The organism is Paenibacillus sp. LRG-1, assembly GCF_057220305.1.
Genome location: NZ_CM170126.1, coordinates 3,265,847 through 3,290,942 on the forward strand (window position 1 = coordinate 3,265,847; position 25,096 = coordinate 3,290,942).

The following is a 25,096-nucleotide window of genomic DNA, read 5'->3' on the forward strand; positions in this document are numbered from 1 at the left end:
GTGTAACCCTCTCCTAGCTTGCCCGAATAACCTTGACGTCTCCGGTAATCACTTCTTCTCCTTCATAAAGCATAAAGCGACCGTCCTGCCACTCTACTCGCAACAGATGGTAATCATCAGACTGGTACTGCCACACATGCTGCTCTCCACCCTGTCGGAAAGGAGCACGGCCCATGACGGTAACATGCCCAGAATACTGCTCCTCCAAATGATACGTTGTATCATCCAACTCTAAAATGGTCGGCACTTCCTCAGGGTTGTCAAGTCTGCCGTCGATGGCCTGATATAGTCCAAATTGCAGTGTTTCCCGTTCCTCAATATGAAGATAACTGACTTGATTACCATCCTGAAGCGTCAAAACAACGGCATTCCGGGCACGATTATGTACACGACCTACCACTTCATAGGTGACAAGCGACACTTCACAGATATCACCTGGATTTAAGTGAAGCATGCTTTTCTCTGCTTTCGGCGGCTCCGGCTTAGCAAATAGATTTGAAATTCGTTTCCACACACCCATGGTTATATTCCTGCCTTTCTTAGCCTAGAAGCATGCTGTAATGATCAAGGCGCCAACCAGATGCAGCGCTCCTGAAAACAGACCGAAACCAATTTTACCTTCCTGTGTCCCTTTATCCAGATCAAACTGAGCCCAGTACCGCAACAGCAGACGTACAATAACTTCCAAAACAAGCAGGATGACAAAGGCAATCACAGAATACACAAGCGCTTCGAGCAAATTATTAGCTGTAGCGATAGAGCCTGACAAGATATAGCCTTGTGCAACTAACTTCATAATCATTCGTACCGTTACGGCCATATTTCCAGCCTTCACTTCGGCAAAATCCTTATACTTCGTAAATAAAGAGTCGACATACATTAATGCGAAGATCAAAATAGCCCCCGCACCAGTCCATACAAGCATTGCTTTCATCGTTTCTAAAAAATGCATTTCATACCATCCTCCACATCTTCTTGACCTTCATATAATGTTTTACGCCTCCAGGCAGGGAAAAGCGAAGGAGAAAACGTTTCTCCTTCGCTTCCTGAGCAATCACCCTTGGCCGCACTGCTAAAATGTTCTTATTTATTTTCGTATTGCTTCAACAAAGCGGCAAGCTCATCGTCCACGGCGCTTTTCTTATCCAGCTCTTTGAACTCCTCATCCAACGATTTTTCCTTAGAAGACATTTCGTTGCTCGCTTCGGCACGTGCTTCTGCTTGCAGCATTTTTTCTTCCATACGCTTCAATCCGGCAGTTGCCGTATCAGAGCTAAAACCGTTCATAGCTTTGTTAATTTCAGTTTGCGCTTTAGCTGCATTATAACGAGCAACCAGTGTCTCGCGCTTGTTTTTCATTTCTGTCAGCTGTCTGCGCATTTCATCCAGCTTGCCACGCAGGTTATCGGCTGCAGCTTTGTTCTGTTCGTAACCAGCTTTGAACTCATTCATTTTTTGTTCAGCAGATTTCTTTTCTTCCAGCGCGCGACGAGCCAGATCTACATTTTGTGCTTTTGCAGCGGTATGTGCCTGTTCTTCGCGTTTCTTTACCAAAGCAGCCTGTTCTTCGTATTGCTGTTTGAATCTCTTTTCAATAGCAATTTGAGCGGCTACCGCTTTCTCTGCATCTTCCAGGTCCTCTTGCATATCACGAATGTATTGATCCGTCATTTTAATTGGATCTTCTGCCTTGTCAATAATGGCGTTAATGTTGGACATCGTAAGATCTCTTAATCGTTTGAAAATAGACATGTGAAGTTCCTCCTAGAGTTGAATGCTTAAATTTTAAGCTCTGTACACATGTTTACGCAAGCTTTGCAAAGAGGGTTTCAAAAATATCTAAAAGCCGCGCAAATAAGGCTCTGGGATGTCGGCCTGTACTTTTAGCTCCCGCGATGCATGCAGCGCCCAATAGGGATCACGCAGCATGGCACGGCCTATTGCTACCAGATCAGCTTCTTTCTGCTGAACAACCCGACGGGCGTCCTCATAATCATCCAGTAAGCCAACAGCAATTACAGGTACATTCAGCTTTTCACGGATGGTATGAGCCAAATCCACCTGATAGCCGGCACGCGCAGACGGGCCTCCGCCAGAACCAATCGGACCCTCACCACCAGAAGAGATATGGAAAATGTCCACACCCGCATCACGATATCGTTCCCCTACGCCTGTTATGTATTCCACATTATATCCATCCTCGACGTATTCTTTGGCAGATATCCGCATAAGCACAGGCATATCAGCAGGAAGAACCTCTTTAACAGCATGTATGACCTCAACACCGAACAGTGACAAATCCTGCCCATATTCATCTTCTCTGGCATTTGTTAAAGGCGAATGAAATTGATGGATCAGATAGCCGTGAGCGCCATGTATCTCGACCGTGTCAAAACCTGCTTCCACCGCGCGGCGCGCGCCTTCTTTGTATGCCTGAACCAGTTCCCTGACTTCAGCTGTCTTTAAGGCGTGCGGCTCTTTAAAGCGTTCGCTAAAAGGAATCGAGGAAGGACCCACAGGTTGCTCAGCATCTTCAGCCTTGCGTCCAGCGTGGCCTAGTTGAATGCCAATTTTGGCACCATACTTGTGAACTTCCTCTACAATCTTACGATATGCAGGAATATGTTCGTCACTCCAAATACCCAAATCACGATCTGTAATACGTCCATCTGGATGGACCGCTGTCATTTCCACAATAATAAGTCCAGTGCCTCCTACTGCCCGGCTCACATAATGGACATGATGCCAATCCGTTGGATTTCCGTCCTTGGCCTCCACGCTGTATTGGCACATCGGGGGCATGACAATCCGATTTTTTAAAGAAAGCCCCTTTAATTGATAAGGAGTAAACAAGTCGGTCACTTTTATCCATCCTTCCTTCAATTCCATGTCTGTATAATTATGAATTGCATCCCCATTATACACCAGCTGTCACGGTATACCGAATTCGTTGTAAGGCTAAAACTTGCGAAAATGCTCCTGTTTTCGGTCATGTTTAAGAGAATATGTACGTTTAGCTCCATCATCTTCATTGATAATCGTTTCATCGTGGACTTCTTTCCAGTCGTTTATGAGCCGAACTTGGTAACCAGCATATTTTTAATAGGACAGGTACATAATAGTCGAGAGCACCACTAGGTATCACTGCACGGAAAGGGGGGATACATATGCCGTACAGGGGAGTGTTGCCAGGCTTGGCACTGTTACTAGCATTTTCAAGTTTACCCGTTCACGCGGATGCGCCTCCCAACATCGGAACGCCCCATCCCAAGGAAGCAGCTGTTGCTTCTTCTGTACAACAGAGCACAGATCGAGCAACTCCTACATTAGCAATGCTGCGAAAAAAACATGCGGACATTTTTAAAATGTGCGGCCCACACACCCGCCAAATTGCCCTAACCTTTGATGATGTGCCCGATTCTAGGTATACGCCGCAGGTTTTGGACGTATTACACGCCAACGGCATCAAAGCTACATTTTTCATCGTCGGTCACCGTGCGGAAAAGCATCCTGGGATCATACGCCGTATTATCCGTGAAGGCCATGCTATAGGAAACCATTCCTATACTCATCCGGATTTTAGGAAGGCCACACCAGAACGCTTTCGCAACCAGATTACAAAAACAGAACGTATTTTACAAGCCAGCGCAGGTTTTCGCCCCAAGTTGATTCGTCCACCCTACGGTGAAATCACGGAGCCTCAAATCCAGTGGGCACGTCGTCATGGCTACATGATTGTCAATTGGAATGTAGACTCTCTCGACTGGAAGGGACTAAGTAAAACACAAATTCAGCGCAATGTGATCCCAGCTACTGGGCCTGGCTCTATTATTTTAATGCACGCAGGTGGAGGTCAAAGTTCCAACTTGCAAGGCACTGTCCAAGCTCTGCCGGGTCTAATTCACTCTCTAAAAGCTAAGGGCTACAAATTTGTGACAGTCCCCCGGCTACTCCACACATCGGAACAGAAATAACCATATGTTTATGATTGAGCTACAAGCTAAAGCAACGTAAAAAGGCTGTCTTACCAGCAGAAGTTTTCTGCTCGTCAAGACAGCCTTTTTTATGGATAGGACCTGATAAGAGTCTGACCTAGTTATATGCGGTAGGATACAGGCATTAAGTTTACATAATATATATTATGTTTAATTAAACCGTATATACGTATAATGCTATTTATCAATAACGTACAGCTTCACATTTTGAAATCCAAAGTCGTTCACAAATGATTTGTTGCCAGGAATAAAGATATCAATCCGTTTTCCTGTAATGGCGCTGCCCTGATCGCGAGCGACAGCTACAAAAGAATGATCCGGCAAACCTGGGTGGGAATAGCCTGTAACCAGCACTTTCGTGCCCATCGGAATGACGTTCGGGTCTACCGCAATTGTACCTAGTTTAAGCGGATTGCCGTAGTAGTCCACTGCTCCCCATTTACCATTCTCATCGGCTGCGGCAGAATACGCAGTAGCCTTAACGTCAACTATTTTGCTATAGTTAAATGTTTTGCCCCACGCTTCAATCGTTGGCCCCTCATTCGCTGGTGCTTTCTCCGTAAGAAGCTGCGGCTTCGAATCCGAAGCTGCATTCACACTTTTTTCACCAGGTACCTTAATTTGCAGACCTGCATATATATTGTTAGAGGCAATGTTTGGGTTCGCCTTCGTCAGCTCGTCCACTGATACTCCATAACGTTGAGCAAGCAAAAAGAAGGTATCGCCATCTTTGGCAGTATGAAGCGAAGCAGCATCCGCTACTCCAGCTGTCTGTGCCAGCCCTGCAATGGCTGCGGCAAGCACCGCAAATTTCATGGTTTTTCCAATATGTTTTAGATGTTTCAAAGATATGTACCTCCTCTGTTATGCCTGCGAAGTTAGCTGTCGGATTCGGACTCAGGAGAAGCCCTATGCTTGTGCAATTCACCCCTAGGCATATTCCATATCGTCTTATGACGTATCGGAAAGACTGCCGTTGTTACGTCCCCCGCACTTCCCATAGTTTGGGCCCAGCATTCAGCGTTTGTCATAACCGCATGCTGTCCCGGTAAGTTTTGGCTTACTGCATAATATCACAATTTTGTAACCTTATCCGCATGAAAATGTTGGGAACCTTGAACATGATACTATACTCGTTACAATTTTGTCACCAAGAAATCGATATTTGTTACGAAAATATGGTGAAATGGTGACAAAAAAAGAAAAAGCCCTCCGTCAAACGGAGGGCTTTTTTATAGCTCATATCAGCACTTTCTTACAATACTTTGGCAAGAAAATCACGGGTGCGATCATGGCTTGGAGTACCAAATACCTGCTCTGGTGTACCTTGCTCTACAATTTGACCGTTATCCATAAAGATAATTCTATCGCCTACCTCGCGGGCAAAGCCCATTTCATGCGTCACGATTACCATGGTCATGCCGCCTTCGGCGAGCTTCTTCATTACATCCAGAACCTCTCCAACCATTTCAGGGTCCAATGCAGAAGTCGGCTCATCGAACAGCATTACGTGCGGCTGCATGGCCAAAGCACGCGCAATCGCAATACGTTGCTTCTGACCACCGGATAGCTGGTTCGGATAGGTATTCTTCTTATCCTCAAGCCCTACGGTACGCAGGAGTTCTAGCGCAATTTTTTCCGCTTCCTTCCCTGACTGTCTTCTAACCTGCGTTGGTGCAAGCGTCAGGTTCTGCAACACTGTTTTATGCGGGAACAGATTAAAATGCTGAAACACCATCCCCATCTTCTCCCGGGTTACATTAATATTATGACCACGAGCTGTAATCGGCTCGCCCTCAAACAAAATCTCCCCGTTCGTAGGCTGTTCTAGCAGATTCATGCAACGCAAAAACGTACTCTTCCCCGAACCGCTGGGACCGATGATGACGACGACTTCACCTTTGGCGATATCTATATCAATGCCTTTTAAAATCTCATTCTTGCCGAACGATTTACGCAGTTGTTTAACGGTGATCACTGGCTCTCAACTTCCTTTCCCATAAACCCAGCAGCTTAGACAAGCTGAATGTCATTACAAAATAAATAGCGGCTGCGATTACGAACGGACTTAATCCTTCGTAGGTAATGTTCTTAATGACCTGGGCCTGATACATAATATCCACCATCCCAATGGTCGAAATAATGGATGATTCTTTAATGATCGTAATAAACTCATTACCGATAGCAGGCAAAATAGATTTAAACGCTTGCGGCAAAATGACATGACGCATAGCTTTACCTCGTCCCATACCCAATGAACGGGCAGCCTCCATCTGTCCACGGTCTACTGCCTGGATACCTGCACGGAAAATTTCAGCCAGATATGCCGAGCTATTCAGAGACAATGTGATTATACCAGACTGGAGTGGAGTAAAATTGACACCCAGCGTCAAAGCAACCCCGTAGTGAATGATCATGAGTTGCACCAGCATAGGTGTGCCACGCAGGATCTCCACATAAGTGGTACCTAACCACTCAATGATGCGTATACCACTCATCCGCAGCAAGGATACGATTAGACCAATGATGAATCCGAACAGTACTCCGAGTGCAGACAGCAACAGAGTGTAGCCGATACCCGTAGCGTATAAACTGCGGTATTTCCAAAAAATATCTACAATGTTATTAGAAGAAACCTGACGATCCGCAGAAAGTGCACTCGCTTCCGTGGAAAACTTCTCAATCGAACCGTCTGCTTTCAGGCGAGCCAACGTTTTATTTACAGAAGCAAGCAATTCTGCATTCCCTTTACGGATACCTACAGCTGTTTCTGCTCCTGCATCCTCAGGCACAGCCTTGGCAAGGGTTACGGTACCGTCTAACGTGTATCCTTTAGCAACCGTATCTTCGATCACGACAGCGTTCACACGCTGGGTCCGCAGCTGGAGTACCAGGTCAGATATTTTGTCCAGTGAAGTTACAGAGGCATTGGGCACTTTTTGAGCAATTTCTTCCTGAATACTTCCCTTTTGTGCGCCGATCTTCTCGCCTTTCAAAGCATCCATCGTCGGATATTTGTCTTTATCCTCCGGGCGTACCATGATGACTTGCTTGGAGCGATAGTATACATCCGAAAAATCAATACTCTTTCTGCGTTCATCCGTTGGTGTCATACCGGACAGTACCAAGTCTACACGACCACTTTGCAGAGCAGGCAGCAAAGAGTCAAAACTCATGTCTTCAGGGACCATCTCCGCATCCAAATCTTTGGCGATTTCCTTGGCGATATCCACATCGAACCCAACAATGGTATCCTTACCGTTAATGACTTTATGAAACTCATACGGCGGAAAGTCGGCACTCATGCCCACTACAAGTTTTTTCTGTGGCTTTGCTTCCGTTCCGTATGCATTGAGCATGGGAAGACCAGTCAACAGCAAGATAACCGCCGTCAAAACCAGGGCGGTAAAACGATATGCCTTTTTCAATCTTTTTTTCTCTCCTTAAATTCTTTATAATAAATAAGATTGTGTCATTATAAATGAATATGCATGATTATGCAATGAATGTTATAGTACAATTTCAGCATACCTAACGCAGTACCTACATTACAGCTTATATAAAGGAGTTTTCAGCATGGATTTTAAACAGACCATTCAACAGACCATTGAGCAGCATGCCCCACGGTTTAAGAACATTTCGTTATATATTGGCGCAAATCCTGAACTTGGAAACGAGGAATTTCTGGCCGCTGCCCGTTTAAAAGAAGAACTGGTTTTTCACGGATTTGAGGTCCAGGCACCTGTATTGGGCATAGAAACAGCCTTTATTGCAACTTACAAAGCTGCAAAACCCGGACCGGTTGTCGCTTTTCTGGCAGAATATGACGCTCTGAAAGGTCTAGGACACGCCTGTGGGCACCATCTGATATGTATGATGAGTACCGGTGCTGCCGTCGGCCTCAAGTCGATCATCGACGAAACTGGTGGAGAAGTACGGGTATACGGCACACCTGCCGAAGAAACACGCGGTGCAAAGGTTCCGATGGCCGCTGCCGGGTTGTTTGATGATTGCGACATAGCACTTATGACGCATCCTTATGACCGTTACGAAAAATCAGGCAAATCTCTGGCGATTGATGCTGTACAATTCGAATTTTTTGGTCAATCTGCTCACGCGGCTGCCAGCCCGCACGAAGGCATTAACGCGCTGGACGCTGTGATTCAAACGTTCAATGGCATCAATGCGTTCCGTCAACAAGTAAAAAGTACAGTGCGTATCCATGGGATCATTAATCAGGGTGGGCAAGCAGCCAATATTATTCCTGATTACGCCTCAGCCCAATTTTATGTGAGAGCCGCTACACGTCAAGAACTGAACCCGCTGACTCGCCGTGTTATTCAAATTGCTGAAGGAGCTGCTTTACAGACCGGGTGTCGTTTGGAGACCTCCAATTATGAGACTTCTTATGATGAAATGGTCACGAACCGTGTACTTTCCGATGCGTTTACCGCAAATTTGGTGCAGGCTGGCATTTCACAAGAAGATATAACGGAAGGCGAAGATCACGGCTCCATGGATATCGGAAATGTATCGCTTCATTGCCCTGCTATCCATCCTTACATTCAAGTTATTGACGAGAAGCATGCCTTGCATACACCAGAATTCCGCGATTTGACGATGCAGGACCGGGCCATGGAAGGAATGCTGCTGGCTGCGAGAACTTTGGCATGGACTGCTTGCGATGTAATCACGAATCCTGAACTGCTAGCCCGGATAAAAAAAGAATTCGCTCTGCTGAATAACGAACGCTAAATCTTAATTCCGTGTTCTTTCAGAAAGGAGTAGTCAGCCATCATGGATAGTATGAGCAGCTTTTGGACGTTGTTTATTGTGGTGATCCTCATCATTTTTTGGTTTATATTCCGTGCAATACGCAGAAACCGGGGAAACAGAAAAACACGGAGCCGGAATGCTTTTTTCCTCAGCTCCCCATCCCCTTCGTCCCTTGCGCAGGAGCGTCATCCAGAGATTACAGAGCTGATGCAGCTACTGGAGCAATCCATTCCCGCCTCCTATGCTCATAGCGTAAGGAGTCGTGTAATCGAAGCCCACCCTGAGCTGACGGAGCAAGAATATGATTGGCGCTGGCATGAGCTAAAACGATATTTTATGCTATGCGCGATTATGAATCGAGTGCCTATGTTCAGTAGTGATGTGGATGAATTATGGCACGAAATGTTGATGTTTACGCGCGAATATCAGCAATTCTCGGAAGCTTTTTTTGGTCGTATGCTTCACCATGCTCCTCATTCCGGCGGCTCTCAGCCGATGCCTGAGGAGCGGGCGTGGTTTGACTGGTTGTATGTAGAATGCTTTGGCTGGAACCGCTATAGCGCCAGTTTGTGGGGAACTTTTTTTAATCATCCATTACCGAGCGACGAGCTTTCGCGCTATTACAAACTCACAACTTCCGCGCAGCCAGCAGGTGACCGCTGGAATATGCAGGAGAATATAGCTATTTCACAGCAGGCCCAACAAGCGGTTCATAAGATTGTACGACATCTGCGCGAGCGGGTGAATAAAGCGGTGGATGATCCTGAGGGTAAGCAATTGCCTAAGGTCAACTATTTGCAGGTCGACTACTTGTTATTAGCTGTTGTGTGGTATTCATGGTATCAACCTGAACAATTTGCCATACACATGCACCCGGATGCTACAGGTAATGCCGTATTAGCTAGCTCATCCGGCTGTAGCTCGGCAAGCGGCTGTTCGAACTGGGATACGCATCACTCGCACCATCATTCCCCCCATGACAGCTCTCATCATGGAGGCTCTTCTCATCATGATTCAGGCGATTCTGGTAGCCATTCTTCGTGTAGCAGCGGCTCTTCATGTGGAAGCAGCTGTGGTGGCGGGGGCGACTGATCATAGCAAAAAGGGAATTCCTCAGCCAGAAAACTTGGCTAAAGGGATTCCCTTTTTCTTTAACATGACTGGGGTGTTCCTATTCTATTCAGTCCGTTTTTGTTAGCAAATGGTAAATATCTATATACGCTTCGGCCGAAACATCCCAACTATATTCTCCTGCAAAAGCCGTCTGTGTAAGCTTCGACCAATGCTCAGATTGGCGATAAAAATGAACAGCACGACGAATGGTGTTCAGCATATCATGTGCATTGTAGTTCGTGAAACTAAATCCGTTTCCTTCACCTGTGGATTCATTGTAAGCCTGCACAGTATCGTTTAGGCCCCCTGTTTCTCGTACAATAGGGATACTTCCATAACGAAGTGCCAGCAGTTGGCTGATCCCACAAGGTTCGAACCTTGATGGCATAAGATACATATCGCTTGCCGCATATATTTTTCGTGACAGAGGTTCGCTAAAAGCGAGCTGCGCCGACATTTTCAGTGGATAGCGTCCCGCTGCCTCACGGAACCAATGCTCAAAAGCCGGATCCCCTGTTCCCAGCACGACAAACTGGATATCATCATAATACAAGATTTCGTCAAGCACTCTCGTTACCAGATCTAGCCCCTTCATATCTACAAGCCGGGTTACCATGGCAATCATAGGTACGTCTGGCCGCACCGGCAGACCCAGCTCCTTCTGCAGGCCAATTTTGTTTTCCTTTTTCTTTGTCAGATTCGTTCGGTACTTCGTATAAATACGATTGTCCGTGGCAGGATTGTAGCTTTTGGTGTCAATTCCGTTCACAATCCCCGTTAAGCGACCCTGATCTCCCAATTTACGAAGCAGACCCTCCAGCCCATATCCGTAAAATTCCGTTTGAATCTCCTCTGCATAGGTTGGACTCACGGTCGTGACATGATCCGAGTACGTAAGCCCACCTTTCATAAAATTCAGTCTGCCATGATACTCCACACCCTCGGGGGTGAAATAGCTCCCATCCAGGTTGAGCAGCTCAGTTAAGACCTCATACGGAAAATCCCCCTGATACAGCAGATTATGTATCGTAAACACCGTGCGAATATCACTGTAGAAGGGCAAATGTCGATAATCGGCATTCAGAAGCAGCGGAACCATCGCCGTATGCCAATCATGACAATGCAAAATATCCGGCCGAAAGTTCAGTTCAGGCAGCACTTCTAAAATCGCCCGGTTAAAAAAGGAAAAACGTTCGCCATCATCCATATAACCGTAAATACCGTCACGACCGAAGTAATACTCATTGTCAATAAAATAAACCTTGATTCCGTCTAATGTCAGTTCCTCTATTCCACAATATTGATTACGCCAGCCTACGGCTACTTGCTTCACCGCTACCGGACGCAGAGACTTTTTATAAGTATCGGGAATCCCCGCATATTTAGGTAAAATGATTCGGACGTCGCACCCCGCCTGACGAAGTGCCTTCGGCAGTGCGCCAATGACATCAGCCAACCCGCCTGTTTTAATAAATGGATGTGCTTCTGCTGCCGCAAACAAAATGTTCATATGTGCTTCCTCCTTATGTGTTTAATCTGCTTTTTTAGGCCTCCGAGGCGCTTTCTTGAGTATAACGATGCTCAGGGGTGGTATGGTCACCTCCAAGCTGTGAAGCTGTCCGTGGCAAGGGATGGGGGCGGTCCGTATTATTCCCGTATTCAGCTGGTCCCTTCCCCCAAAGTCCTTATGATCACTGTTCAGCAGTTCGATATAACTCCCGGCCTTTTCCAGCCCAATTCGGTAGTTCTCTCTGGGCACGGGCTGAAAGTTAATAAGCACGACCAGTGTATCTCCCGGCTTTTTACTTTTACGTAAATACGTAATTACGCTCTGCCCACGGTCCTCCGCCTCAATCCACTGATATCCATCCCACGAATGATCCAGTTCCCATAATGCCTTTTCCTGAATATACAAATGATTCAGCGCTTTCGTAAAAGCGTGCAGCGAACGGTGACTGTCATAATCCAGCAGAAACCAGTCAAGCTGCTCCTCATCCTTCCATTCGATGAATTGGCCGAATTCCCCTCCCATAAATAAGAGTTTTTTGCCCGGTGAGGTGATTTGGTAACCGAGAAGCGCTCGAAGCCCGGCAAATTTTTGCTCATAGCTACCCGGCATTTTATCAAGCAACGACTTCTTACCATGAACAACCTCATCGTGCGACAACGGCAGTGTAAAATTCTCGCTGTACGCATAAGCTATGGGGAATGTCAGCAAATTATGGCGCTCCGGCCTCTGATCGAAATCCGTTTCGATATAATCAAGCGTATCGTTCATCCAGCCCATATTCCATTTGTAATTAAAACCGAGTCCTCCATCGCTTACCGGGGAAGTCACCATCGGCCAGGCACTGGACTCCTCTGCCATCATCAGAGCATACGGATAATAGCGGAATACTGTTTCATTCAGTTGTTGAAGAAAGGCAATAGCCTCCTCATTTTCAATGCCTCCTTTAGAGTTAAAACGATATTGACCGTCCTGCTTTTCAAAATCCAGTCGTAGCATACTCGTCACAGCATCTACGCGCAGGCCGTCAATATGGTACACATCCATCCAGAATAGCGCATTAGATATCAGGAAAGAACGCACCTCCGGCTTGCTGTAATCAAACGTCAGTGTTCCCCAGCCGGGCTTTTCCGCAATCAGCGGATCCGCGTATTCGAACAGGGGCGATCCGTCAAACAGCCTTAATCCATGAGCATCTTTTGCAAAATGGGCTGGGACCCAATCCATCAGCACTCCAATTCCCGCCTGATGGCAACGATCCACCAAATACATAAAATCATGCGGTTCTCCATACCGGCTTGTGAGTGCAAAATATCCGGTGAGCTGGTAGCCCCAGGAAAGATCATACGGATGTTCACTCAGCGGCATTAGCTCAATATGTGTATACCCCATATCGGTCACATAAGGCACAAGAAGCTCAGCTATTTCCCTGTATGTATAAAACGTACCATCTTCTTTTTGCTTCCAAGTGCCCAGATGAAGCTCGTATATGTGCAGAGGCTTTCCATAAGGTGCTCTACGTTTTCGGCGCCAAATCGCATCGTTCCAAGCATAACCATCTATAGAAGCTACCACAGAAGCCGTTGCCGGTCTCACTTCAGCACGTACCGCGTAAGGGTCTGCTTTCAGAAATCGTTCACCGTTTGCACCCGTAATTTCGTATTTGTAAAAAGTTCCTTGGGATATCCCCGGAAAAAAACGACTCCAAAAACCGGATTTGGGAACCCTATATAAGGAATCCTGTTCCCCATTCCAGTTGTTGCGATCTGTAGCAAGCCCGACATGGAGAGCATGAGGAGCCCAGACCGTAAAGCGGACGCCCTGTTCTCCGTTCTCCACAGTAAGGTGGGAACCCAAAGATCGGTAGCTGTGATAAAGCGTTCCTTCATGAAACAAATAAATATCTTCTGATGAAATAGCCTGTTGCGGAAGAGTTTGGTCTGTCATCACGTCACCACCCTTATATGTTTTGTAGGTAAAAATGTATGAATCGGTAATGCATTCGCTTTTGGGTCAAAGCTGACCTGAGTTATTACCCCATTCTAGCCACAATGAACAGAAAAATGACTAGGAAAAAAATAAACCTTAGTTTTGGGGGAATCTTATATACCTTATGGTTTCAAGAGTACCCCATACCGTTTATGTATGTACTACACTGACAACTAAACCGGGAGGGAAACGAAATGTTTAATAAAGAATGCATTGCCATGCTGCTGGCAGGCGGAGAGGGACGCCGTCTTGCTCCCCTTACTTCAACGATTGCAAAACCCGCCGTACCTTTTGGCGGTCATTACCGGATCATCGATTTTCCTCTCAGTAACTGCGTAAATTCAGACATTGATACTGTAGGTGTACTGACGCAATATGAGGCAGAATCCTTGCACGAACATATCGGGGATGGAACACCATGGGGTCTTACAAAAACAGATGACAAAGGAATTACCCTGCTTCCATCTTATAACACAGGTAACGCTGAATACTTAGGAACGGCAGATGCTATTCATAAGAATATCGAATATATTGACAGCCAAAATCCGGAGCATGTGCTTATTTTATCCGGTGATCATATTTACTATATGAATTATCGTGAAATGCTAAACCACCATAAGGAAAAAGGAGCTGCGGCTACCATTTCTGTCATGGAGGTACCTTGGGATGAAGCACACCGTTTTGGTGTTATGAGTGCCGATGAAGATCTGCGTGTCACAGAATTTGCAGAGAAACCGGAGAAACCGGAAAGTAATTTGGCCTCTATGGGGATTTACCTTTTCAAATGGGATTACTTAAGAAATTACTTGTTAGAAGACGCACAGGATGCTCAATCCAGTCATGATTTTGGTAAAGATATCATCCCTAAAATGTTAGCGGACCAAGAATCCTTGTACGTTTATGAATTCCAGGGCTATTGGAAGGACGTGGGTACCGTTAAAAGCCTATGGGATTCACACATGGATTTGTTACAGGATGATTGTGCTATCGACCTTCAACGCAAGGACTGGCCGATGTATACACGTGAACGCCGCACAAGGTTGAGCGCACAAAAGGTACCTAACCGTCAAACACAACCATTGGGCAGCTTGCTGCATGATTCCTGCCAAGTAGAGGGCCGAATAGAACGCTCCGTTGTATTTAGTGGTGTCGAGGTAGGTAAAGGATCAGCCATCAAAGAAAGTATCGTTATGCCTGACACACGCATTGGACGTAACGTCCATATTGAACATGCGATTATCGGTGAAGGTGCTGTGATTCGCGATGGTGCTGTCATTAAAGGTAACCCGGGCGAAATTATGGTCATCGGACCCAATGAAACGGTATTTGGTAAAATGGCGGTACGACCGCAAACTACACGTATGCTGAAAGAAGCTTACGAGCGCAATACACGCTTGCGTGCCGAAGGTTTTACCTCATAACGTACCCCCAAATTAAAAACAGCCAGCCCTCCCGATTGAGAGGACTGGCTGTTTTTCTAATTACACCTATAAGTAGGCTTTAAATCTGTCCTTCAGTAAGTTGTGATGGTTCCACGGACTGCTCTGCTTGCAGAGCAGGTAATGAAACCGTAATCGTAGTTCCAGCCCCCAGTTCACTTCTGATGAGCATCTGACCATGATGGCGCTCGATAAACTGTTGCGAGATTGCCAATCCCAGTCCAGTACCACCGTTTTGGTGGTCTACCTGGAAAAAGCGGTCTCTGACTCTGGCAAGATTTTCAGCACTAATTCCAATCCCTGTATCTTGTACGGATATCTCGATATTGCCATCAATCCGTTGTAGAGACAGGAAAATAATTGAGCTTTCATGCGAAAACTTGATAGCATTGTCCACAATGTTCAAAAACACCTGTTTTAGACGGTTACCGTCTCCATGGACGAGATATGCCGTTTCCTCCGAATCCAGCTGAAGTTTTATCTGCTTCATTTCTGCTTTGGCCCATACGTTCAGCATAATTTCCTGCAAAAGCTCCCGTAGATCCACCGTTCCCATCACAAGCTTCATGGCATTCTGCTCCAGCTTGGAAAAATCGAGGATTTCCTCCACCAAGCCAATCAGTCGATCCGTCTCTTTAGAAATAATCTTCATCCCGATTTTCGTCTCTTCCGGGTCATAACCGCCAGAATTTAACGTTTCACTCCAACCTTTAATAGATGTAAGCGGAGTACGCAATTCATGAGATATGGATGATATAAAATCATCCTTGATTTGATTTGTTCTGACAATTTCCTGTGCCATATAGTTCAGAGTCGAAGCCAGTTCACCCAACTCATAGCGATAATCGCCTTCAATGCGTGCATCAAACCTCCCCTGAGCCATCTGAGCAGATACATCGCGGATATTATTAATTGGTCTAACAATGGAATTCGCGAGCCCTGTACTGACCACAAATACAATAACCAGTACAGCTGCCATGATGCCAAGAGAAAACAGCGTAATCGTAAACAGCTTATCATTTACCAATTCCAGCGAAGTCGTATACCGAATAACATACACCTGGTCTCCGACGATATTGTCCAGTTTTTGAGATACCGCCATCACCTGCTGCCCCGTACTCGGTTGCTTTCCGATCCATTTGCCCGTATCTCCAGCTAATGCTTGTGTCACATCACTTGTTTGCACACTTAGATCTGCTGCAAAATTAGTCGAGTTATCAATTACATTTCCCTGTTCATCAAGCAACTGCAGTTCAGTGAAGGGCAGAGAAAATGTATTTAACAAATACGATTGCAAAGACTGTTCCGGCTCTTTGAATTTGGGTGCAAATTCACTTACCGATTCGATACGGCTTTCGATATGTTTGTAAATGGAATCGTAATAGTACGACCGGAGTGCAAACATAAAAATGACTTCTACTAACAGAAGCGCCAAGAACACTACGAAAAAATAGTGAAGCACAATCTGTCGGCGAATCCCCTTTTTGATCATTGAGACTGACCTTTCCATTTATATCCATGTCCCCACACTGTTTGTAAAAAAGCTGGCTCAGATGGATTGTTTTCAATTTTCTGCCGCAAACGTCGGATGTTCACATCCACAATTTTCGGATCGCCCATATATTCCTTGCCCCATACGTGATCAAGTAGAACATCTCGGCTGAGCGGCGTGTTTTCTTTTTCGAGAAAAAATTGAATCAGGGAAAACTCAGTCGGTGTCAGCTCGATCAGCTGCCCGCTCTTCTTAAATTGCTTAGCAATCAAATCTAGCGTAAACGGTCCAGACTGGAAGGACACTTTGGCTGCTGTTTCACGATGTACATTCACCCGACGCAATAACGATTGAATCCGTGCAATCAGCTCCGTCGGGCTAAAAGGTTTACTCACATGGTCATCGGCCCCTACAGACAAGGCATACACCTTATCCTGCTCCTGTACCTTCGCTGTGAGAAAAATAATGCCGATGCGCTCATTCGTTTCCCGGATTCTCCGACAGACTTCAAAACCATCCATACCGGGTACCATTACGTCAAGCAGTGCAATATCAATATCCCGCACCGTGTTCAAAATATTCAGAGCCTCATGCCCTTCCGACGCCTCCAGCACCTCAAAACCGTTACGTTTCAAGTTAATGACAATAAAACTGCGAATGGATTCCTCGTCTTCCATGATTAAAACTTTACTCACTCTACTCTACCTGCCTTTCCCCCATCTTGTTTTTTATAGTTTTACGCGGTTCCAGCTCACTGGATCGCTTAATGCCAATGACCTGCGCATTCGTTCGCCACAGTTGGCTATACCCTTCGTTGTTTCGCTCCCATTGTGACAACGAGAAAAATTTAATTTCCGCAATCGTTTTGTCTGTATCATCCAAAATGAAGCGCAAATAGCTGTCCTTCTTCGAAACTTTCGGATCAATCGTCACCTTGCCATGCAGCTCTTTCGGTAATCTGAAGTAGACCTGTTCATTAGAATCACGATACTGCTGCTGCTTAAAAATCGTCCCTTTCGCCCCGTCCCACTGATAGAACGACACAAAATATGGAACCTCATCCAGCGGCTTGTTACTCCAACCTTTTGGCTTCTCCAAATTACCAAATTCCAGAATACCGTCACCATCCACATCACCACTGGCGATGGTCGCATCCTTGAAGGTGACATCCATAAGATTAAGCTTCCTGAGCTTGCCGTGATCCATCACAATGACATTGGAGACGGTAGTGGTCTGGGCAATTTTGGTATCTATAACAATCCCCTGCCTACCCTCGGCTACCTTGCCAGCAACGACATTATAGACACCTAAGACCTGACTGTCCAAATCCAACGATCCGATTTCCTTAAAGGTTCCCCCACTGAATTGAAATGTTTTAACTGTAAAGAATTCATTACGTCGCAGCGTGATAATCGTCAAATCATTCAAATTATCCCCGTTCAAGTCCATCTTGTTATGGTTAAAATCATCTACGACGAAGTCCGTATAGCCTGTAGCATATATTTTCTCCAGAGTTCCTCCGGTATAGGAATACACGATGAGTCCCTTCTGATCCCCGCCATCGCCACTATCTCCACTGGAAAAACCCGCTACAATATCGAGTGTTCCATCATTCGTTAAATCCACGAGCTTAAATGACTCTAGCACAGTGCCTTCCCCATCAAACGTTAGCTTCTTTACCCACGTTCCGCCCTGATCTTCAAACAAGGCACCATGTATTTTTACACTCTCATCTGGCGTTTCATAAAAGAGCACTGCTTCGTCTGTGCCATCATTGTTCAGATCACCCGTCCGAATTGGCGTCGGGTCATCTGGGTCATTCGGTCTTAAAGGCTGTACCGCCCCTAGTTGCGTATTCACTGCACCATTCAACTGCTGTTTCTCGTCAGACATCGTCGGTGTCTCCATCAGCGAAATGGGATCGCTAATAACATTACAGCCGCTTAAAAATCCAGCAAGGAGCAGCAAGGAACAGCAGCCAGCTACCATTCTCAACAGCATTATTTTCACTTCTCTTGCCGTCCCCTTCACAATTTGTTCTTTTCTGCTTGTGTCAATCGTCTTCCCTGAATATCAAACACCAATTCACCATCATTCAACCCCCATATACGGGAAGCAAAGCGTTCAGCCATTTCCAGCGGCAATACAGTAATGATCGTCACCCGCTCGTCAGAACACAGCTTGCGAAAGGTCTCCAATACATGCGCTGCCGAAGCTGGATCAAGTCCATTTACAGGCTCATCAGCTAAAATAACTTTGGCTCCGTGCACGAGAGCACGCGCAGTCGCTACCCGCTGCCGCTCGCCACCGCTGAGCTTGTCGCATTTATCATGCGCCTTATCCAGCAGACCCAGATCCTCTAGTACGTCCATCGCTCCCATGTAATCGTCGGAACGCACCATACCGGTCACCATTCTCCACATTGGAGTTTGACCGGATCTGCCAATGAGCACATTTTTAAGAGCGGTTCGATTCATATTTAGATGCGGGTTTTGCTCCAGGTATGCCCATTCCCGCTTTATTTTCATCTTGCCCGTCCACCCGGATTTCAGCACATCATTGCCACCTACAATTAAACTGCCTTCATCCCATGGCTCTAGTAAAGCAAGACAGCGAAGCAGCGTCGTTTTGCCGCTTCCACTTGGCCCTACTATGGCAATGAATTCGCCCTGATGAATTTCAGCATCAATTCCTCGAAGTAGCTGGGTCCGTTCAGGCCCCACTTGCTTGGTCAGCTTCCGAATTTTAATCATCTAAGTGATTCCCCTTTGCGCGCCATCAATACTGTTTATATTTTATAGTAAATGTGAAACAAATACCATGCAAACCGCAGTTTTAAACCGCAGGTACTCTTTTTCTGGAAAACAGACCTAACAATCCGAAAACAACGTAACTACCTCCAAGGACAAGAAACATGCTGCCTTGAGTTCCATAGTCCAGCAATCCTCCGCTAATATTAGGTCCGATCACACTTCCCAGATTAAAGTGAAAGGATGCCAGTACATTCGCGGCTGCTAAAAATGATTTGGGCAGCAGATCAGCGGCATAGGCCAAACCGAGGGAGAAAAAGGAGCCTACTAAACCACCTGCTAGGGTCAGCAATATCAAAGTGAACATAAAATGATTACCGCTCCATGGTAGCAACATAAAGGTTATTCCCCCTGCTATACCTACGCTCATTAGCACCTTTTTACGTCCCCAACGGTCACTCAGTATCCCTAGCGGTAGCTGCAGCACTAACCCTCCCAAACTGACGAACGGCAGCAAGGCGGCGATTTCATCGGTATGAAAGCCAATACGTAGGCCATAGACTGGAAAGTTACTGTTCAGGCTCGCTTCCATATAGCCGTATAGAAATGCTGGCAAAAGAGCGTACCATGCCCAGCTGTAACTGCGACGAAATCTTTGAGTGGGACGTGCCTCGGACTCCAGCTTCTCCGGTCTGGAGTCCGGCAGCTTAATTAACACCAACAGCAAGACAAGCAAGCACAATAAGGCCAACGCAGCGAATGGAACCAGCATTCCATAATCGAGTAGCCATAATCCCAATGGTCCTAATGCAAAACCCAGACCGTATGACATACCATAAAAGGAAATGTTGCGGCCTCGCTTCTCTGCTGGAGTCACCAGCAATATCCATAGCTGCGCAGAGTAGTGCAGTGCACTGTCACCAATACCTACTAGCAGACGCAGTACGAACCATACCCGAATATCAGGGATTAGCGGGAACAACAGCAGCGTAATGAGCACTAGCACAAGCCCTCCGGCCATCAGCTTTTTGAACCCTAACAAGCCCAATGTCCGTTCTGCCACCAACGTCATTGCGAATGAGCCAATATACAGGGCAGCCGCATTCATTCCGTTTAGTGAAGATGAAACTCCCATTTGTTCCAACGAGATAGACAGAATAGGTAATAATAAACCTTGGCATAATCCAGCAACAATAATAACAGCAATTAAAATAAAATAATGAACCCGTAACGACGACGACATCCTAGCTCCTCCTGATCGAACAAATAAAATAATTAAAATTAATGTTAAGAAATGATTTGCATTTGATTCCATAATCAATAATAATTCTTATCACTATGTATTCCATACCGTCCTGCAAAACCGACAAACACATACAAATTCAGGTGTAATTAGTGTATTAAAGAATAGAAGAAAAAAATCGCCATCTGAGATGACGATTTTACGGAAAGAGCTTGTCTGGTATGTATCCGACTCCTTTGGTTAAGGAGCCTCGTATGTTCAATCCGAACCCATTCACGTCACAACGCACTATTTCATATTATAGTGGACAATCCCTGGCAGAACAAGCCATAATAAATAAGTGAGCAATTATTAAAATGCTCATGTTTTGCTTATGGACGGGCTTAATTACGTTCACCGCTCTGGGCTAGAAGACAGAATAGGAGGCATTGGGTTCCATGAGTTATCAAATTAAAATAGACACTTCTCCAATTTATGAATTGCTCGGCAGCTTCATGGCCTATGTGACTAAAAAGTGGGTCCAAGATATGGACTTGGGCCATGAATGGATCGACAAGGTGGATGCACGACTACAACATGAAGTTCGTACTGAGCTTGCTACAGCTCAGGATTGCCCTTTTAGCGATTATGACGCACTCTATGCCTGGGCGTTACTTCGACCGGAATCGGATGAAATATCTGATTATATCTCTTATTTGGACCACGGTCCGGATAAAGATATGTTTGAGCTGCTCGTTCCGCATATCCCTTTTTTAACCTTTGAAGAATCTTTACGCATTCGTAAGGTATACGCACCACTCCTCAAACTGTGGGATCGTGATTATTTTCGGGCCTTGGAAGGCGAACTACGTGTGTTGGCAGAAGAAGACGCTGCGGAAAAGCGCATGCTACTGAGTAAAATGGAACCAGAAGCACTGGTTGAGTATGCGACAGCTGGACTAGTCGTGCCACACATGGAAGACCTGGATACAGTAGTCCTATTTCCGGTTGTCCATAATCGCCCGATTAATTCATACTGTTTTTATACCCGCACACTGCTGATCCAGTATCCAGTAGATATTCCCGAGGAGAGCGAGGAAGAACCGCCTACGCTTCTGCTACGGCTCACTCGTGCGGTCAATGATCCGCAGCGGCTGCGAATTCTGCGTTATGTAGCTCAAGGTCCTAAGTCTCTCGAAGATATGCGCCATGATTTGAGCCGTTTGGAAGATACACTCATGTCTGATATGATGATTTTACGAGTGGCTGGTCTGCTCCGTATTCACATCGGACGTTATCATAAGGAAAAATTCAGCATCCGTCCCGATGGCGCGGCTGATTTACAGGTATTTTTGGAATCCTATATTGGATTGTAATTTGAATTGTACTTTTAGTTATAACCAAAGCAGCGTTAAAGCTTTGGCTTGGAAGGAGTATGCATCATGTCGTATCCGAAGCAGCACATTTTATTTGATCTTGATGACACCTTAGTCCACTGCAACAAGTATTTTGACCTTATCCTCAACCACTTTTTTGATTTGCTTCAGGAATGGTTTGCAACTCATAATCTAACGAAAAATACGATTCGTGAAAAACAAATCGAAATTGATGTGGCTGGAGTTCATCAAGTGGGCTTTGCCAGCGAGCATTTTCCACAATCTCTGATAGATACGTACCAATTTTTCTCGGAACAATTCGGACGCCGTCTCGATTTTCGGGAAGAGCAGGAGCTTCGCTCTCTTGGCCGAAGTGTGTACGAACAGGAAATCGAACCGTATCCAGGCATGGTCGAAACGTTGAACTCCCTCCAAAAAGCAGGGCATTCCCTCCATCTTTATACTGGGGGTGAGCAGATCATTCAAGAAAGAAAGATTGAACAAATGAAACTGGCTACCTACTTTAATGAGCGCATCTACATTCGCCAGCATAAAAATGTCGAAGCACTGGAAGAAATCATCCAGATGAATGGCTTGGACCGAAGCATCACCTGGATGATCGGGAATTCTCTGCGCACTGATGTATCTCCAGCCCTTGCCGCAGGTATTCATGCTGTGTATCTCAAGCAGCCTAAGGAATGGATTTACAATATGGTTGAATTGCAAAAAAACGTGAACTCCGTGATGTATACGATACAGAAGCTAACGGAAGTACCACGAGTTATCCACGAAAGCATACAATTGCATCAACAAAAAAGGACCCTCGGATAGGGTCCCTTTTTTGTTTTTAAAATGTTATTCAACCTTTGATTCAGCCAAAATGGTGGTCTAAACCCTGTCTCAGGATTCCTCTCGAACGCTAAGTTGTCCTGTACCTGGTTCATTCAGAACAATTCGCGCTTTGACGGTCGATCCATCTTTACGCTTAAAAGACAACAATTGCGTCTGTCCCTTCGTCAACAGAGATTTGAGCATCGTTCCGGTAATCTGCTTTCCAGCATATTCCTTCCAGACGACAAAGCCACAACCCTGCTTGTAGTGGCTGCACCCATACCCTTTGCGGCCTTCTATAATGCTTCCGCCGCAATTAGAGCGTGGGCAGCTACCCAAAGCTTGCCTTTGGCTCACCGAAAAGCCTGAGGCTCCTTCGGAGGAGCTGCGTGCAGCGGAACCCGCTGTTCCCGCAGCACGACTTGCTGGTGCTGCTGCCTGCTCCAGCGTTGCGCTTCCACCGCGTCCTGATGTAGCACGCCCCACCCCTTTAGCGGCGGTGCCTCCACTCGCGCGTGCATTACGTGCGCCTTCTTTTCCAGCTGCACGCTTTCCCCTTGCTTCCTCGCCAAAGGCATTTGCCGGAGCCGGTGGCTGCTGCCTCACCTTGTCAATGATGGACAACGTAAATCTTTTAACGTTATCCATAAACTTCTCTTGAGCCGCCTCTCCTTTGGAAATTTGGTGTAGACGACGTTCCCATTGACCAGTCATCTCCGGCGAGGCTAATAGATCAACCCCAGCATGACGGATCAGGTCAATAGCCATCTTTCCCTTTTCCGTAATAAGAATCTTTTTGCCCTTCATTTCAATATAGCCAACCTTTTTCAATCGTTCAATTGTGGCGGCCCGCGTCGCAGGTGTGCCTAAACCGGCGTCCTTCATGACCTCACGCAATTCCTCATTCTCCATCTGTTTGCCCGCGCTTTCCATCGCCTTAAGCAATGTACCCTCCGTGTAGCTTTTAGGGGGCTGAGTCGCCTTTTCTTTCATCTCGGCCCGAACACAATCCACGGGACGCCCCGCATCAATCTCAAACTTCTTATCCGTCCACTCGTCCGTTTCCTCTTCATCCTCTTTTTTCGGTGATTTGCTCTTTTTACCTTTATCCTGATCAGCCTTACTCAAAACCACTTTCCATCCCAAGGAAAGAAGCTCTTTGATATTTGTTTTAAACAGATGCTTGTCCACCTGTGTCATTACGGTATGCATTTTGTATTCAGCAGGTGGGAAAAAATGTGACAAAAACCTGCGAATAACCAGGTCATATACATTTTGCTCCTCCTTGCTTAGCGTTCCTGGCCTTTTTAACGTCGGCAGAATAGCATGGTGATCCTCAACACGAGATGGATTGCAGACCGATTTATTCTGTTTATGGACCAAATTGGGGTTGGCTTGTTGTACCAGATCAGCATAAGGACCTGTCCCCAGCATCCGTAGTGCCTTGTGCATGCCGTCTATATTTTGCTCTGTCACATAGTTAGAATTGGTACGCGGATAGGAAATGACCTTGTGACGCTCATAAAGCGCTTGTGCCACATCCAGTGTTTTTTTGGCCGAATAACCGTACTTGGCATTCGCCTCGCGTTGAAGCAGCGTTAAATCGTACAATTTAAAAGGATACTCTTTTGTCTGCTTAGTATCATATTTGATGATTTTACCTGTTTTTCCACGAACGGCCGCAGCGATCGCTTCAGCTTCCTCTGGCTTCGTCAACCGATCCCCCTGCCACGCACCTTTGTACTTGATCTGATCTTGCTTAAATTCAGCCCATACATCATAGAAAGTTTGAGACTGAAATGCCTCAATTTCCTTTTCCCGGTCATGAATCAGTGCCAGCACGGGAGTCTGCACCCGTCCTACCGACAGCAGTGTGTTATGTCGTGTTGTGAACGCTCTGGAAGCATTCATTCCGATCAGCCAGTCCGCTTCACTTCGTGCCCGCGCAGCTTGAGTCAGAAATTCAAACTCCGAAGCATCTCGCAATCGTTCAAAGCCTGTCGCAATACTTTCCGCTGTCAAATCTGAAATCCACAGCCGCTTAACTGGCTGATGCAACTTCAATTGCTGCTGAATCAACGCAAAAATATATTGCCCTTCCCGTCCAGCATCACAAGCATTTACGATGGCATTGCAGCGTTTAGCCAGTTCACCAATCATTTTCAGCTGATCTTTTGTTTTCGGATTCGGTACAATTTTGAACTGCTCAGGGATAATAGGAAGATCCTTAATATTCCATCGTTTGTACTTATCATCGTATGCATCCGGCTCAGCCAAACCCAACAAATGTCCGATCGCCCAGGTTACAATGTATTTCTCACCTTCCAAATAGGTACGGTTATTTTTAGCCCGCGGCTCCATAACAGCGGCAATCGTCCGTCCCATATCTGGTTTCTCAGCAATAATCAACGTCTTCATTCATACTCCATTCCTTCCTGACGGCCTTCTGTTTCTCCTCCATGAATCATACATATACATGGAATGTTAATGAAAACACAGGTATCCTGGCCTCATGCAAAAGGAGCCTTCTCCCGATGAAAGCTCCTTTGTAAATTCATTTAGTCAAACGCTTCAACAATATACGTGTATTATACCATAGATGCCAT

21 protein-coding genes and 1 riboswitch are annotated in these 25,096 nt (G+C 46.0%); of the genes, 6 read left to right on the plus strand and 15 right to left on the minus strand.

Annotated features, from left to right (window positions below):
* Nucleotides 1–13 precede the first annotated feature (13 nt).
* The 4 genes from ACUUJN_RS14245 to ACUUJN_RS14260 form a co-directional block, all read right to left on the minus strand.
* Entirely contained in the window at nt 14–520 is a 507-nt protein-coding gene (locus tag ACUUJN_RS14245) for a DUF4178 domain-containing protein (RefSeq protein ID WP_007432513.1), read from the minus strand.
* Between the two features lie 24 nt (nt 521–544).
* On the minus strand, nt 545–952 hold the full coding sequence (locus ACUUJN_RS14250) for a DUF350 domain-containing protein (protein WP_013310484.1): 408 nt from the start codon (nt 950–952) through the stop codon (nt 545–547).
* A gap of 131 nt (nt 953–1,083) precedes the next feature.
* Nucleotides 1,084–1,752, minus strand: a complete 669-nt coding sequence (locus tag ACUUJN_RS14255; RefSeq protein WP_013310486.1) for a PspA/IM30 family protein — start codon at nt 1,750–1,752, stop codon at nt 1,084–1,086.
* Nucleotides 1,753–1,839: 87 nt separating this feature from the next.
* Complete coding sequence (locus ACUUJN_RS14260; protein ID WP_023988950.1) at nt 1,840–2,862, minus strand: NADH:flavin oxidoreductase/NADH oxidase; 1,023 nt, start codon at nt 2,860–2,862, stop codon at nt 1,840–1,842.
* A gap of 305 nt (nt 2,863–3,167) precedes the next feature.
* Here ACUUJN_RS14260 and ACUUJN_RS14265 point away from each other — a divergent pair, with 305 nt between their 5' ends.
* Nucleotides 3,168–3,974: a polysaccharide deacetylase family protein gene (locus ACUUJN_RS14265; RefSeq protein ID WP_023988951.1), complete on the plus strand. Its 807-nt coding sequence runs from the start codon at nt 3,168–3,170 to the stop codon at nt 3,972–3,974.
* A gap of 198 nt (nt 3,975–4,172) precedes the next feature.
* Here ACUUJN_RS14265 and ACUUJN_RS14270 read toward each other — a convergent pair whose 3' ends face one another.
* The 3 genes from ACUUJN_RS14270 to ACUUJN_RS14280 form a co-directional block, all read right to left on the minus strand.
* Nucleotides 4,173–4,841: a 3D domain-containing protein gene (locus ACUUJN_RS14270; RefSeq protein ID WP_023988952.1), complete on the minus strand. Its 669-nt coding sequence runs from the start codon at nt 4,839–4,841 to the stop codon at nt 4,173–4,175.
* Between the two features lie 6 nt (nt 4,842–4,847).
* Nucleotides 4,848–5,016: riboswitch (cyclic di-AMP (ydaO/yuaA leader) on the minus strand.
* A 234-nt stretch (nt 5,017–5,250) separates the two neighbouring features.
* Nucleotides 5,251–5,973 carry an amino acid ABC transporter ATP-binding protein gene (locus ACUUJN_RS14275; protein ID WP_068942600.1) on the minus strand — a complete coding sequence of 241 codons (723 nt, stop codon included), beginning with the start codon at nt 5,971–5,973 and terminating at the stop codon, nt 5,251–5,253.
* Nucleotides 5,960–7,423: an ABC transporter substrate-binding protein/permease gene (locus tag ACUUJN_RS14280; protein ID WP_068942601.1), complete on the minus strand. Its 1,464-nt coding sequence runs from the start codon at nt 7,421–7,423 to the stop codon at nt 5,960–5,962. Before ACUUJN_RS14280 ends, ACUUJN_RS14275 begins: the two co-directional genes overlap by 14 nt.
* Before the next feature lie 148 nt (nt 7,424–7,571).
* On the opposite strand from ACUUJN_RS14280, the gene ACUUJN_RS14285 reads away from it, so the two are divergent.
* Together ACUUJN_RS14285 and ACUUJN_RS14290 are read left to right on the plus strand one after the other, a co-directional pair.
* Entirely contained in the window at nt 7,572–8,750 is a 1,179-nt protein-coding gene (locus ACUUJN_RS14285; RefSeq protein ID WP_068942603.1) for a M20 family metallopeptidase, read from the plus strand.
* Nucleotides 8,751–8,792: 42 nt separating this feature from the next.
* The gene (locus tag ACUUJN_RS14290; protein ID WP_068942605.1) at nt 8,793–9,863 is read left to right on the plus strand and encodes a glycine-rich domain-containing protein; all 1,071 of its coding nucleotides are present in this window, start codon (nt 8,793–8,795) and stop codon (nt 9,861–9,863) included.
* Between the two features lie 88 nt (nt 9,864–9,951).
* Here the strand turns inward: ACUUJN_RS14290 and glgA are convergent, their stop codons facing one another.
* Together glgA and glgB are read right to left on the minus strand one after the other, a co-directional pair.
* Nucleotides 9,952–11,394, minus strand: a complete 1,443-nt coding sequence (glgA, locus tag ACUUJN_RS14295; RefSeq protein WP_068942608.1) for a glycogen synthase GlgA — start codon at nt 11,392–11,394, stop codon at nt 9,952–9,954.
* 21 nt (nt 11,395–11,415) lie between these two features.
* Complete coding sequence (gene glgB / locus ACUUJN_RS14300; protein WP_068942610.1) at nt 11,416–13,338, minus strand: 1,4-alpha-glucan branching protein GlgB; 1,923 nt, start codon at nt 13,336–13,338, stop codon at nt 11,416–11,418.
* Nucleotides 13,339–13,574: 236 nt separating this feature from the next.
* Here glgB and ACUUJN_RS14305 point away from each other — a divergent pair, with 236 nt between their 5' ends.
* Nucleotides 13,575–14,801 (plus strand): glucose-1-phosphate adenylyltransferase, encoded by a 1,227-nt coding sequence (locus tag ACUUJN_RS14305; RefSeq protein WP_023988958.1) that lies wholly within the window; start codon nt 13,575–13,577, stop codon nt 14,799–14,801.
* Between the two features lie 79 nt (nt 14,802–14,880).
* On the opposite strand, the gene ACUUJN_RS14310 is transcribed toward ACUUJN_RS14305, so the two are convergent.
* The 5 genes from ACUUJN_RS14310 to ACUUJN_RS14330 form a co-directional block, all read right to left on the minus strand.
* Nucleotides 14,881–16,311: a sensor histidine kinase gene (locus tag ACUUJN_RS14310; RefSeq protein ID WP_023988959.1), complete on the minus strand. Its 1,431-nt coding sequence runs from the start codon at nt 16,309–16,311 to the stop codon at nt 14,881–14,883.
* Nucleotides 16,308–17,006: a response regulator transcription factor gene (locus ACUUJN_RS14315; protein WP_023988960.1), complete on the minus strand. Its 699-nt coding sequence runs from the start codon at nt 17,004–17,006 to the stop codon at nt 16,308–16,310. The genes ACUUJN_RS14310 and ACUUJN_RS14315 overlap by 4 nt, the downstream gene beginning before the upstream one ends.
* A 1-nt stretch (nt 17,007) precedes the next feature.
* Nucleotides 17,008–18,342: a hypothetical protein gene (locus ACUUJN_RS14320; RefSeq protein ID WP_023988961.1), complete on the minus strand. Its 1,335-nt coding sequence runs from the start codon at nt 18,340–18,342 to the stop codon at nt 17,008–17,010.
* Nucleotides 18,339–19,064 carry a phosphonate ABC transporter ATP-binding protein gene (locus tag ACUUJN_RS14325; protein WP_023988962.1) on the minus strand — a complete coding sequence of 242 codons (726 nt, stop codon included), beginning with the start codon at nt 19,062–19,064 and terminating at the stop codon, nt 18,339–18,341. The genes ACUUJN_RS14320 and ACUUJN_RS14325 overlap by 4 nt, the downstream gene beginning before the upstream one ends.
* A gap of 82 nt (nt 19,065–19,146) precedes the next feature.
* Entirely contained in the window at nt 19,147–20,304 is a 1,158-nt protein-coding gene (locus tag ACUUJN_RS14330; protein WP_023988963.1) for an MFS transporter, read from the minus strand.
* Nucleotides 20,305–20,741: 437 nt separating this feature from the next.
* Between ACUUJN_RS14330 and ACUUJN_RS14335 the strand changes: the two genes are divergently transcribed.
* Together ACUUJN_RS14335 and ACUUJN_RS14340 are read left to right on the plus strand one after the other, a co-directional pair.
* Nucleotides 20,742–21,659: a hypothetical protein gene (locus tag ACUUJN_RS14335; protein ID WP_023988964.1), complete on the plus strand. Its 918-nt coding sequence runs from the start codon at nt 20,742–20,744 to the stop codon at nt 21,657–21,659.
* Nucleotides 21,660–21,725: 66 nt separating this feature from the next.
* On the plus strand, nt 21,726–22,490 hold the full coding sequence (locus ACUUJN_RS14340) for an HAD family hydrolase (RefSeq protein ID WP_068942617.1): 765 nt from the start codon (nt 21,726–21,728) through the stop codon (nt 22,488–22,490).
* A gap of 69 nt (nt 22,491–22,559) precedes the next feature.
* Here ACUUJN_RS14340 and ACUUJN_RS14345 read toward each other — a convergent pair whose 3' ends face one another.
* Nucleotides 22,560–24,908 carry a type IA DNA topoisomerase gene (locus ACUUJN_RS14345; protein ID WP_068942618.1) on the minus strand — a complete coding sequence of 783 codons (2,349 nt, stop codon included), beginning with the start codon at nt 24,906–24,908 and terminating at the stop codon, nt 22,560–22,562.
* Nucleotides 24,909–25,096 lie beyond the last annotated feature (188 nt).